The sequence below is a fragment of the Streptomyces sp. NPDC051243 genome, from assembly GCF_044455405.1.
In the GTDB taxonomy this organism is placed as follows: domain Bacteria; phylum Actinomycetota; class Actinomycetes; order Streptomycetales; family Streptomycetaceae; genus Streptomyces.
Window position 1 is genome coordinate 1 of the sequence record NZ_JBITES010000022.1, and the last position, 12,552, is coordinate 12,552.

At 68.9% G+C, this 12,552-nt stretch carries 8 protein-coding genes and 1 pseudogene; 4 read left to right on the forward strand and 5 right to left on the reverse strand.

Annotated elements, in window-relative coordinates:
• The 4 genes and pseudogenes from ACIBAG_RS40620 to glgB form a co-directional block, all read left to right on the forward strand.
• Positions 1-540 (forward strand): annotated as a pseudogene (locus tag ACIBAG_RS40620) (alpha-1,4-glucan--maltose-1-phosphate maltosyltransferase); the annotation flags it as partial.
• A complete protein-coding gene (gene treS / locus ACIBAG_RS40625; RefSeq protein WP_399112525.1) occupies positions 537-2,237 on the forward strand; it encodes a maltose alpha-D-glucosyltransferase in 1,701 nt (566 codons plus the stop codon). The pseudogene ACIBAG_RS40620 and the gene treS, both read left to right, overlap by 4 nt.
• A gap of 82 nt (positions 2,238-2,319) precedes the next feature.
• Positions 2,320-3,765, forward strand: coding sequence for a maltokinase (locus ACIBAG_RS40630; protein ID WP_399112526.1), 1,446 nt, complete (start codon positions 2,320-2,322; stop codon positions 3,763-3,765).
• Positions 3,762-6,443: a 1,4-alpha-glucan branching enzyme gene (gene glgB / locus ACIBAG_RS40635; RefSeq protein WP_399112527.1), complete on the forward strand. Its 2,682-nt coding sequence runs from the start codon at positions 3,762-3,764 to the stop codon at positions 6,441-6,443. The genes ACIBAG_RS40630 and glgB overlap by 4 nt, the downstream gene beginning before the upstream one ends.
• On the opposite strand, the gene ACIBAG_RS40640 is transcribed toward glgB, so the two are convergent.
• The 5 genes from ACIBAG_RS40640 to ACIBAG_RS40660 all read right to left on the reverse strand — a co-directional run bounded on the left by ACIBAG_RS40640 (position 6,444) and on the right by ACIBAG_RS40660 (position 12,523).
• Positions 6,444-8,588, reverse strand: a complete 2,145-nt coding sequence (locus tag ACIBAG_RS40640; protein WP_399112528.1) for a hypothetical protein — start codon at positions 8,586-8,588, stop codon at positions 6,444-6,446. It abuts the gene before it with no gap.
• A 301-nt stretch (positions 8,589-8,889) separates the two neighbouring features.
• Positions 8,890-9,063 (reverse strand): hypothetical protein, encoded by a 174-nt coding sequence (locus tag ACIBAG_RS40645; protein ID WP_399112529.1) that lies wholly within the window; start codon positions 9,061-9,063, stop codon positions 8,890-8,892.
• A gap of 321 nt (positions 9,064-9,384) precedes the next feature.
• Positions 9,385-11,616, reverse strand: a complete 2,232-nt coding sequence (locus tag ACIBAG_RS40650; protein WP_399112530.1) for a HelD family protein — start codon at positions 11,614-11,616, stop codon at positions 9,385-9,387.
• Positions 11,617-11,804: 188 nt separating this feature from the next.
• The gene (locus ACIBAG_RS40655; protein WP_399112532.1) at positions 11,805-12,119 is read right to left on the reverse strand and encodes a thioredoxin family protein; all 315 of its coding nucleotides are present in this window, start codon (positions 12,117-12,119) and stop codon (positions 11,805-11,807) included.
• A 14-nt stretch (positions 12,120-12,133) separates the two neighbouring features.
• The gene (locus ACIBAG_RS40660; protein WP_399112533.1) at positions 12,134-12,523 is read right to left on the reverse strand and encodes a MerR family transcriptional regulator; all 390 of its coding nucleotides are present in this window, start codon (positions 12,521-12,523) and stop codon (positions 12,134-12,136) included.
• Positions 12,524-12,552: the final 29 nt, after the last annotated feature.

Sequence of the window (12,552 nt, forward strand, 5' to 3'; positions counted from 1 at the left end):
GAGAACACCCCCCTGCGCCCGGGCAGCGAGGAATACCTCGACTCGGAGAAATACCAACTCCGACCCCGCGACTGGGAGACAGCCGAACGCGAGGGGCGTACGCTCACGCCACTCCTCACCAAGCTCAACGCCGTCCGGCGCGCGAACCCCGCGCTCCGGCAGCTGCGCGATCTGCACTTCCATCACGCGGACAAGGACGCGGTGATCGCCTACTCGAAACGGCAGGGATCGAACACGGTTCTGGTGGTCGCCAACCTCGACCCCCACCACACCCAGGAGGCCACGGTCTCGTTGGACATGCCGCAACTCGGCCTGGAATGGCACGAGTCGGTGCCGGTGCGCGACGAGCTCACCGGCGAGACCTATCACTGGGGCAGGGCCAACTATGTGCGCCTCGGGCCTGGCGGAGCACATGTGCTTGTCGTCGGCTGGGGGTCCGGGGACCGCGCGGCGGAAGCCGCTGGTGTCGCGCCCCCGGACAAGCACAGCCGTGTTCTGCGACCGTCCACCCCGCAGATCGGAGGGTCACCCACAAAATGAGCGTCAACGAGCCCGTTCAGGACACCTTCGAGGACACCCCTGCCAAGGATCGTGACCCCGACTGGTTCAAGCGCGCCGTCTTCTACGAGGTCCTGGTCCGCTCCTTCCAGGACTCCAACGGCGACGGCGTCGGCGACCTCAAAGGCCTGACCGCAAAACTCGACTACCTGCAATGGCTCGGCGTCGACTGCCTGTGGCTGCCGCCCTTCTTCAAATCACCGCTCAGGGACGGCGGCTACGACGTCTCCGACTACACCTCGGTCCTGCCGGAATTCGGCGATCTCGCCGACTTCGTGGACTTCGTGGACTCCGCCCACCAGCGCGGCATGCGGGTCATCATCGACTTCGTCATGAACCACACCAGCGACCAGCACCCGTGGTTCCAGGAGTCGAGGAAGGACCCCGACGGGCCCTACGGCGACTACTACATGTGGGCCGACGACGACAAGGCATACGCCGACGCCCGCATCATCTTCGTCGACACCGAAGCCTCCAACTGGACCTTCGACCCGGTCCGCAAGCAGTACTTCTTCCACCGCTTCTTCTCCCACCAGCCGGATCTCAACTACGAGAACCCGACCGTGCAGGAGGAGATCCTCTCCGCGCTGCGGTTCTGGCTGGACCTCGGCATCGACGGCTTCCGCCTGGACGCGGTGCCGTATCTGTACGCCAAGGAGGGCACGAACTGCGAGAACCTGCCCGCGACCCACGAGTTCCTCAAGCGGGTACGGAAGGAGATCGACGCCCACTACCCGGACACGGTGCTGCTGGCGGAGGCGAACCAGTGGCCGGAGGACGTCGTCGACTACTTCGGCGATTTCCGGAGCGGCGGCGACGAATGCCACATGGCGTTCCACTTCCCGGTCATGCCGCGGATCTTCATGGCCGTACGGCGGGAATCCCGCTACCCGGTCTCGGAAATCCTCGCGAAGACCCCGGCCATCCCCTCGCGCTGCCAGTGGGGCATCTTCCTGCGCAACCACGACGAGCTGACCCTCGAAATGGTCACCGACGAAGAGCGCGACTACATGTACGCGGAGTACGCCAAGGACCCGCGGATGCGCGCCAACATCGGCATCCGGCGCAGGCTCGCCCCGCTCCTCGACAACGACCGCAACCAGATCGAGCTGTTCACCGCCCTGCTGCTGTCGCTGCCCGGCTCGCCGATCCTCTACTACGGCGACGAGATCGGCATGGGCGACAACATCTGGCTCGGCGACCGCGACGCCGTCCGCACGCCCATGCAGTGGACCCCGGACCGCAACGCCGGCTTCTCGTCGAGCGACCCGGGACGCCTGTTCCTGCCCACGATCATGGACCCGGTCTACGGGTACCAGGTGACGAACGTCGAGGCGTCGATGTCCACGCCGTCCTCTCTCCTGCACTGGACCCGGCGCATGATCGAGATCCGCAAGCAGAATCCGGCCTTCGGACTCGGCTCGTACACGGAACTCCAGTCGTCGAATCCGGCCGTGATCGCCTTCCTCCGTGAATACGAGGACGATCTCGTCCTGTGCGTCAACAACTTCTCCCGGTTCGCCCAGCCGACGGAACTGGACCTGCGCAGGTTCAACGGGCGGCATCCGGTGGAGCTGTTCGGCGGGGTGCGATTCCCGGCCATCGGTGAGCTGCCGTACTTGCTGACGCTCGGCGGTCACGGCTTCTACTGGTTCCGGTTGCGCAGGGACACCGCCTGAGAGCCCGGGCGGGGCGGTTTCTCCCGCCCCGCCCGGGGCACGCATGAGTAACACCCCGCCCCCGGGGAAAGGACGCGACGCCATGTCGGAAGCCGTCACCCGTATCACCACCACCCCGCCCGCTCTCCTTGCGTCACTGGATCCACTGTTGCGGGAGTGGCTGCCGAGGCAGCGCTGGTTCGCGGGCAAGGGGCGTCCGGTCACCGGCTTCTCGCTGGTCGCGGCCACCGAGCTGCTGCCGCCCGGCGGCAAGCTGGGCCTGTACCACCTGCTGGTGCGCGCCCATCAGCCCCTCGTGCCCGTGCCGGGCGCGCCCGAGCAGCCCGCCGACTGCTACCAGCTCCTCATAGGCGAGCGCGAGGCGCTGCCGCCCCGGCTGGCGCCCGCGCTGATCGGACACGTGGCCGAGGGCCCGCTCGCCGGACACACGGTGTACGACGCCCTGTACGACCCGCGCCCCTGCGAGCTGCTCCTGGAAGCGCTGCGCACCGGGGCCAGGATCGGCGGACTGCGCTTCGAACGCGACGGGAGCCAGGAGATCCGGTCCGCCCTGGTGCCGCGCCTGGTCACCTCCGAACAGTCCAACTCCTCGGTCGTCTACGGCGATACGTTCATCCTGAAGCTGTTGCGCAGGGTCGTGCCCGGCGTCAATCCCGACCTGGAACTCCCGCTGGCCCTGGCCCGCGAGGGCTGCGACCGGGTGCCCGCGCCGACGGCGTGGATCCGCGCGGAGCTGGCCGGTGAGCCGTACGTCCTCGGCGTGCTCCAGCCCTTCGTGCAGGGCGCGGCGGACGGCTGGGAGCTGGCGCTGCGTGAGCTGGCCAAGGGTGAGGACTTCGCCGCAGCGGCACGTGCGCTCGGGCGCGCCACTGCCGAGGTGCACACCGCGCTTGCCCGTACGCTGCCGACCGTGACCCTGGGGCATTCGCAGGTGCAGCAGCTGGTCGACGGCATGGTCGAGCGGCTGGAGACCGCCGCGCAGGCGGTACCCGCGCTGCGGCCGTACGCGCCCGGCCTGCGCTCCGCCTTCGAGGCGCTGGCCGACCTGGCCGCCGAGGGGTGCACCTGGACCGCCCAGCGCATCCACGGCGATCTGCACCTCGGGCAGTGCCTGCGCTCGCCCGCCGGGCAGTGGTGGCTCATCGACTTCGAGGGTGAGCCGTCGAAGCCGATGGCCGAGCGGCGGATGCCGCAGCCGCCGGTGCGGGACGTCGCGGGGATGCTGCGCTCCTTCGACTACGCGGCCCACTCGGCCGACCGCCCGATACCCGGCTGGGCCGAGGCCTGCCGAGCCGCGTACTGCTCCGGTTACGCACAGGTCAGCGGCGCCGATCCGCGGACCGATCCGGTGCTGCTGCGCGCGTACGAGACGGACAAGGCGATCTACGAGGTCGTCTACGAGGCCCGGCACCGCCCCGACTGGCTCCCGGTACCGCTGTCCGCGATACACCGCCTCGCCATGGACAGCGGTACCCCCGCCCCCTCCACTCCCCCATCCCCACCTTCGCCTAGGAGGCCCCGCCCGTGACCCCCCGCACCACTCCCTCCAGCAGCTCGGAAGCCGAGAACACGGCCGAGGAGTCGGTCGAGAAGAAGAGCGTCGTCAAGAAGGCGACGACCAAGGCCGCGGAGGCCGCGGAGGCCGTGAAGAAGGGGACGGCGAAAAAGGCGGCGTCCAAGTCCGCCACGAAGAAGACCGCCGAGAAGAAGGCGCCGGCGAAGAAAGCCACGGCCAAGAAGGCGGCCGCCAAGAAAGCCGTGGCGAAGAAGGCTGTGGCGAAGAAGGCCGCGGCGTCGAAGACCACGGCAGCAAAGACCACCGCGTCGAAGTCCACCGCGGCCAAGAGCACGGCGGCCAAGACGACCGCGGGCAAGACGACCGCGGGCAAGAGCTCTGCGTCGAGCGCCGTCGGCAAGAAGGCCGCCGCCAAGAAGATTCCCGCGCAGAAGGCGGCGCAGAAGAAGATCCCGGCGCAGAAGGCGATCCCCAGGTCGCCCGAACCCGTCGAGGTCGCCGTCTCCCCCGCCCTCGACGCCACCGACCGCGACCGTCTCCTCACCGGCGCCCACCACGACCCGCACTCCGTCCTCGGCGCGCACCCCGTGCCCGGCGGTGTGGCCTTCCGGGCCTTCAAGCCGTACGCCCTGTCGGTGACCGTCGTCGTGGGGAGCATGCGGGCCGAGCTGCACGACGACGCGGAGGGGTTCTTCTCGGGCCTGCTGCCGCTGCGTGAGGTACCGGCCGACTACCGGCTTCTCGTGGCGTACGAGGGCTCGGTGCAGGAGACCGAGGACGCGTACCGTTTCCTGCCCGCGCTGGGCGAGCTCGACCTGCATCTGATCGGTGAGGGCCGGCATGAGGAGCTGTGGCGGGCGCTCGGCGCCGAGCCGATGACGCACCAGGGCGTGACCGGCACCCGCTTCACTGTGTGGGCGCCGAACGCGCGCGGTGTGTCCCTGGCCGGCACCTTCAACTACTGGGACGGCACCGGCTATCCGCTGCGCTCGCTGGGCGGCACCGGCGTGTGGGAGCTGTTCGTGCCCGGCATCGGCGAGGGCGAGCTGTACAAGTTCGAGATCACCCGTCCCGACGGCTCCAAGACCCTGCGCGCGGACCCGCTGGCCCGCCGGACCGAGGCGCCGCCCAACACGTCGTCCGTCGTGTACGCCTCGCAGTACGAGTGGGGCGACGCGGCGTGGCTGGAGCGGCGCGGGACCGTGCCGACGCACGAGGCGCCGTTCTCGGTCTACGAGGTCCATCTGGCCTCGTGGCGCCCGGGTCTGACGTATCGTCAACTCGCCGAGCAGCTTCCGGCGTACGTCAAGGACCTGGGCTTCACGCACGTCGAGCTGATGCCGGTCGCGGAGCACCCCTTCGGCGGCTCCTGGGGCTACCAGGTCACCGGCTTCTACGCGCCCACGGCCCGCCTGGGTACGCCGGACGACTTCAAGTACCTGGTCGACGCGTTGCACCAGGCCGGCATCGGCGTCCTCATGGACTGGGTGCCGGCGCACTTCCCGCGCGACGACTGGGCGCTGGCCGAGTTCGACGGCCGTCCGCTGTACGAGCACGAGGACCCGCTGCGCTCCGCGCACCCGGACTGGGGCACCCTCGAGTTCGACTTCGGCCGCCGCGAGGTGCGCAACTTCCTGGTCGCCAACGCCCTTTACTGGTGCGAGGAGTTCCACATCGACGGGCTGCGGGTGGACGCCGTCGCCTCCATGCTCTACCTGGACTACTCGCGCGAGCCGGGCCAGTGGGTGCCGAACGAGCACGGGGGCCGGGAGAACCTGGACGCGGTGGCGTTCCTGCAGGAGATGAACGCGACGGTGTACCGGCGGGTGCCGGGGGTCGTGACGATCGCGGAGGAGTCGACGGCCTGGGACGGCGTGACGCGTCCGACGCACGTGGCCGGTCCCGGCGGCTTCGGGGGCCTCGGCTTCGGGCTGAAGTGGAACATGGGCTGGATGCACGACTCGCTGGAGTACATGGCCAAGGAGCCGGTGCACCGCAAGTACCACCACAACGAGATGACGTTCTCGATGGTGTACGCCTACAGCGAGAACTACGTCCTGCCCATCTCGCACGACGAGGTCGTGCACGGCAAGCGGTCGCTGGTGTCGAAGATGCCGGGCGACTGGTGGCAGCAGCGCGCGAACCACCGGGCGTACCTGGGCTTCATGTGGGCCCACCCCGGCAAGCAACTGCTCTTCATGGGGCAGGAGTTCGCACAGGGCGCGGAGTGGTCGGAGGCGCACGGGCCGGACTGGTGGCTGCTGGATCCGGCGTACGGGGCCGAGCCGGACCATCGCGGGGTGCGGGACCTGGTCCGCGACCTGAACACGGTCTACCGGCACACACCGGCGCTGTGGCAGCGGGACACGGACCCCTCCGGGTTCCAGTGGGTGGTGGGTGACGCGGCCGACGACAACGTCTTCGCCTTCCTGCGGTTCGACGCCGACGGCGGTCCGCTGCTCGCGGTGTCGAACATGTCACCGGTCGTCCGGCACGACTACCGGCTGGGCGTCCCGGACGACGCCCCCGCCTGGCACGAGACGCTGAACACCGACGCGGCGAAGTACGGGGGCAGCGACGTGACGAACCCCGACCCGATCAAGCCGGAGGCCCAGCCGTGGCACGGCCGCCCGGCGAGCATCCGGCTGACGCTGCCGCCCCTTGCGACGGTGTGGCTGCGCCCGGCTTAGTCAGTCGGCGGGCTCGGCCAATGACTCGACGAGTTCCGGGAGTTCACGAAGGGCGCGTAGGGCACGGGGCACATCGCGAGCGATCGCGTCGGCCTGTCCTCGGCTGAACACGAAAGGCACCTCCTCCTCGCGCGCCCGGTCGGTCATCTGGTCGATGACCTGTTTGGCCAGCCGGGACTCGTCGAGCAGTCGACCCACCCGCACCGCCAGCTCGTCGGCCCACTGTCCAAGGCTGGGCGCGCCCGCAGTACCGGGAGACGAAAGCTGGGCGCCGCCTTGTTCCGCATCATCCGAGTTCTGCGTGGACGAGGCTCCGGGTTCGCCCTGTTCCCTTGGGGACGGGACCCCGGGGACGGATGCGGGGACAGGGTCCCCCTGCGGGGCGGCCACGACCGACGACACGGCGGTGCCCGTGGCACGGCCCAGTGGGAGGGCGGGGGGCTGACCGGCTGGGCCGGCGGACACGTTCAGCCGGCTGAGCGGTGCCGCCCCGGCTCCGGGCGCCGCCATGGCGACGGACGCGGAGGGAGGCTTGGGCTTGTTGGGACGCTTTCCCGTCGCCTTGGGGAACTCTCGGTTGAACCACGTCCGGTTCATGGACTCCACCAGCAGGTCTCCGGAGCTGCTCACCCTCCTGGGCTTCCGGTCGCCCTGGTCCATGGCCCGGGCCAGTTCTCTCAGCACGGCGACAGCCTGAGTCCGGTTGTTGTTCCTCAGAGCGTTGAGGGCGTTGCGCACGGTACGGCGTACGCGGGTCGCCTCCGTACCGTCGTCCTCGTCGGATTTCTGGCCCGTGAGCGATCCACGGTCGGCGTCGATGATGCCGAAGGCGGCGAGCCAGTGTGCGGCGCGGTAGCTCACGAGTTCCTCGAACGCATGGTCATCGGCATCAGCGTCCGCGAGCAGCGTCCTCAGCGGGCGGTCGGACGGATTGATGCCGTCTCGCACGTCCGAGGCCTGGAACATCTCACCGATGCGCGGGTTCCAGGCCTTGGGGTAACTCTCCGAGGTCAGGGCTGACCATGCGCGCGCCCGCCGGTTCACCTCCATGGCGGAGAGCTGTGAGGGAGGCGATTCACTGAGCACACGTCGGATCACGAAACGCTTGGCGCGGTCGGCAGGGAACAGCTCCCGCAACAGCATCATGGAACGCAGATCCCTGAGCTCGCTCACCGAGGCATCGCCAGGAACGCCCGGCAGGTCGGTCACGGGAGCGGAGCCGGAGAGGACCTCCGCGGTCTTCTCGTCCAGCAGGCTCGCCGCCACATAGGCGCCGAGAACGCTGCGGGCGAGTGCACGGCCCCGGTCGTTCTGGGTGAATTCCAGCGGCGGATGGACGTGGTCACGTCGATTGCTCATCTGCACGATGCGATACAGGCGGTGCGGAGTGGAGCTGCCCACCACCAGATGGGCCTCGACGACGGCGACCTTCACGGCCCGTACGGCGCGGGAGGGGCTCTCCGGGTCCCAGCCCCCCGCAGCGGCGTATTCGTCGTTGAGCGTCTCCGACAGCCGTGTCAGCCAGTCGTGCGGTTCGAAGACGAGCTCTTCGCCCTCCCCGCCCAGTTTCTTCATGGGGACACCGGTCAGCACCTCGGCAGACCTCACCCCAAAGATCTCCTGGCGCTCCTTCGTCCGGTTGTTGCCCCGGACAGCCATCCACCCCCAGTGCTCGGAGGGGTGCAGCGGCCGACCGTCGTCGCCCTCCGTCGGCGCCTCGATGAGATGGAACTGCTGGGCGACAAACAGGCCGGGCTCCAACTGCCCGTTGAGGACAAGGTCCTGATTCAGGTCGTACGGCCGATGGCCGACCCGCTTGCCGAGCGCTTCGGCCGCCAGATCGACGTCGGCGATCAACTCCGCCCGGCTCGCCACGGAACTGCGGAGTGCCGCGAGGACCTGCTGCTTCCCGCCGGGGTCAGTCCGCGTCCAGGCGTGGACCTGGGGCAGAGCGCGCCGCTCCTCCGTGACCTCGGAGGGATCGGCCGGGGAGTGCCAGGCCGAGCTGATCCGTTCGTTGTTCTCCCAGACGACTCCTCCGACGCCGTGCATACGGACAGCCACGGCCGTCATGTCCCCGGCTTCGGTGACGATCCGGCGCAGGGCGCTCTCCGTCAGCCTGCGCCGCCCTGCGCTGTCGGCCATCCCCAGCAATCGGCTCGGCTCCACAAGAAAGGGAGCGATATTGCTGAGCGCTTCCCGGGGGATGTTGACCCCCGGGGTGGCGACTACCGCCTCGATCCACTCTTCCTGCTCCTCCTTTGCGGCGGGCAAAGGAAAAGGACGCTCGATCTCGGCCACCGAATCCCCCAAATTCTCTAGGCTGGATACCGTATTAGAGAATGAGCGGAAGGCCGACGTCCATCAGAGCTTTCCACTGTCACCGATACGAGGGAGCACCGTGACGGTTAAACCCCCAATAATGATCAGCTTTGATCGAACGCGCTCAACTCTTGAGAAGGTCGATCAGGAGCCCCAGGAGGAGGCTCACCAGAGAGATACACATCGCCCTGACCTTGCCCCTACCCTGCTCCAGTCGCATCCGCTCGAGTTGATCTTTCAGCTCGGCCAGCTGAACACTCAGCCCATCAAGCCGCTTCCCCAGCTCTTCAGAGCGCATAGAGCCATCGTCATCTGTTGCGGACACAGGCGATCCTTAAGGAAACATACTCCAGCGCCGGACCCCCTGCCCGACCGCCAGCAGATTGTCATTTCGATCGCCACGTGTCGACTCTCATCAAACGCCCCCGCGAGGCATCGTCAGCCAGCCTGAGTCCGATTTGATTCGCCGTACCACGACGGATCACACACAGAAAATCCATGGCCAGACATTCCAATTACTAATTTCACCGAGAAGTCCACCCGCTCGCACTAAGCACCGAACAAACGATCCCTTATGCGCGAGCAGATGGTCGCCCCTCAATATGCTTGACCCAAAAGGTCACTCAGTGATAGCCGTCGAGTCAGCCAACGCCCTCGGGAGCGGCTCGGCATGCAGCACCCCGAGCCGCTGCGTCGCCCGCGTCAGCGCCACGTACAGATCACTCGTGCCGTACAACCCCGGCTCCACCACCAGCACGGAGTCGAACTCCAGCCCCTTCGACTGACGCGGATCGAGCAGTACAACCCTCTGTGTGAGGTCGGGCTCCGCCCCCGCCGTCACCCCGTCCAACCCCGCCGCCAGCCTGCGGTGCAGATGACGCGGTGCGATGACCGCGAGGCGGCCCTCGGTGGGGGTCAGCTCCGTCACCGCCTTGGCGACCGCGCCGGGCAGGTCGTCGGTGGCGCGCACCCAGGGCCGTACACCGGTCGAACGCACCGAACTCGGCGGCTCGAAGTCCGGGTTCTCGGCGCGTACCACGGCCGCCGCGAGCTCCATGATCTCGGCCGGCGTTCGGTAGTTGACGCCGAGGCGGGTGTGCTCCCAGCGGTCCTCGACGTACGGGGAGAGGATCCCCGACCACGAGCCGACGCCCGCGGCCTCCGCCGTCTGGGCCGGGTCGCCCACCAGCGTCATCGAGCGGGTCGGGCTGCGTCGCATGAGCAGCCGCCAGGCCATCGGCGACAGTTCCTGCGCCTCGTCGACGATGATGTGCCCGAACGCCCAGGTGCGGTCGGCCGCCGCGCGCTCGGCGGCGCTGCGGTGGTCGTCCTCCTCCTGGCGTTCGGCGAAGCGCTCGGCGTCGATGATGTCGTGCGCGGAGAGGACCTCGCTGTCCTCGTCCTCCTTGTCCTCGAACTCGTAGGTGCGTGAGGCGTACGAGACGTCCAGCACGCCCTGCGCGTAGGCGACCTGGGTCTCCCGCTCGCGTTCCGCGCGCGCCCGCGCCAACCGGTCGTCCTCGCCGAGCAGTTCGGCCGCCTCGTCCAGCAGCGGCACGTCGGACACCGTCCACTCCCGCGTCACCGGACGGCGGATCGCGGCCGCGTCCTCGTCGGGGAGGTAGCCGACCGGGTCGGCGAGGAAGTCGGCGACCAGGCGCTGCGGGGTCAGACGCGGCCACAACTGGTCGATGGCCGCCCACACTTCGGGGTTCTCGGCGATCTCGTCGCGGATCTGGGTGATGTCGGCCGCGTCGAGGAGGCTGCTGCCGTCGTACGGGTCGGTGCCGACCCGCTCGGCGTACAGCTCGGTGAGCGTGTTGAGGATGTGGCCCTCGAAGTGCTCGCGCGCCACGTTGTGCGGGAGCTTCGCGGCCCGGGTGCGCTCGCGGGCGACCCGCACGAGGTCGTCGTCGAGCATCAGGACCTCGCGGTCGTGCTCGATCGCGATCACCGGATCGGGCAGCGCCTGCCGGTCGCGTACGACTTCGGCGAGCACGTCCGCCATGTCGGCCCGCCCCTTCACCGCGGCCGCCGCGCGTGTGTCGGTCGCCGTCGCCTTCACGCCGGGGAACAGTTCGCCGACCGTGGCCAGCAGCACGCCGGTCTCGCCCAGCGAGGGCAGCACCTCGCCGATGTAGCCGAGGAAGGCCGGGTTGGGGCCGACGATCAGGACCGCGCGCTTGGCGAGCAGTTCGCGGTGTTCGTAGAGGAGGTAGGCGGCGCGGTGCAGGGCGACCGCCGTCTTGCCGGTGCCGGGGCCGCCCTCCACCACCAGCACCCCGCGGTGGGGCGCCCGGATGATCTCGTCCTGTTCGGCCTGGATGGTCTGCACGATGTCGTTCATCCGGCCCGTGCGCGCGGAGTTCAGCGCGGCGAGCAGCACCGCGTCGCCGGTCGGGTCCTCGTGGCCGGTCCGCTCCTGGTCGCCCAGGTCGAGGATCTCGTCGTGCAGGGCGGTGACGGTACGGCCGCTGGAGGTGATGTGCCGACGGCGACGCAACCCCATCGGGGTGTGGCCGGTGGCCAGGTAGAAGGGGCGGGCGACGTCGGCGCGCCAGTCGATCAGGATCGGCGTGCGGTCGGCGTCGTCGGTGCGCAGGCCGATCCGGCCGATGTGGTGGGTGACACCAGAGGCGAGGTCGATCCGGCCGAAGCACAGCGAGCCGTCCACCGCGTTCAGCGCGGCGAGCAACCCCGAGCGCTCGGCGACGAGGATGTCGCGCTCCAGCCGGGCCTGCATGGGCGTGTTCCCCTGGGCGAGCGCGTCCGTGACGGACGTCTCGGTGTCACCGCGCAGCGCGTCCACGCGCGCGTACAGGGCGTCGATGAATTCCTGCTCGCGTCGCATTTCACCGTCTTGAAATTCGGTGTTTGACAATTCTGCTCCCGCCCGGATATACTGTGCTCACTGAACTTCTCCGCGACCAATTCCACTGAAGTCGCGAACCATTGAATATACGCAGAGAAATCCCCCGAGCGCAATTGCTCGGGGGATTTCTTCGTATTGCGTCGGGTCGGGCCGCGTCGTGCGTCCGGTCAGAGGACGTCGGCGAGCTCCTCCAGCAGCCGCCGCTTGGGCCGTGCCCCCACCATCGACCTCACGGGCTCCCCGCCCCGGAAGACCATGAACGTCGGCATCGAGAGCACCTTGTAGGCGTTCGTGGTCTGCGGGTTGGTGTCCACGTCCAGCTGCACCACCTTCAGACGGCCGCTCGTCTCGTCGGCCAGACCGCTGAGCACCGGCCCCATCTGCCGGCACGGCGGGCACCAGTCCGCGGTGAACTCCACCAGCACCGGCAGCTCCGACCCGATCACCTCCGTCTCGAAGTCCGCGTCGGTCACCTCGGCCACGCCCGCCGCCTTGATCACAGCTCCTGCCCTCCCAGTTCGCACAACGGTGGTTCCGCCTCGCTCATCGCCGCCAGCCGCACCCCGATCTGCGCCCGCACGGCCCGCAACTCGGCGATCAGCGCGTCGAGTTCCGCCAGCTTGCGCCGGTAGACCGCGAGCGAGGCGGGACACGAATCGCCCTCCGGGTGCCCGGCCCGCAGACACTCCACGAACGGCCGGGTCTCCTCCAGGTCGAACCCGAAGTCCTGGAGCGTCCGGATCTGCCGCAGCAGCCTCAGATCGCTCTCGTCGTACGTCCGATAGCCGTTGTCGCCGCGCCGCGCGGGCAGCAGCCCCCGCGACTCGTAGTAGCGCAACGTGCGCGTCGTGGTCCCGGCCCGCGCGGCCAGCTCGCCGATTCGCATGCGTACGAACGTAAGCCTTGACGTCGGCG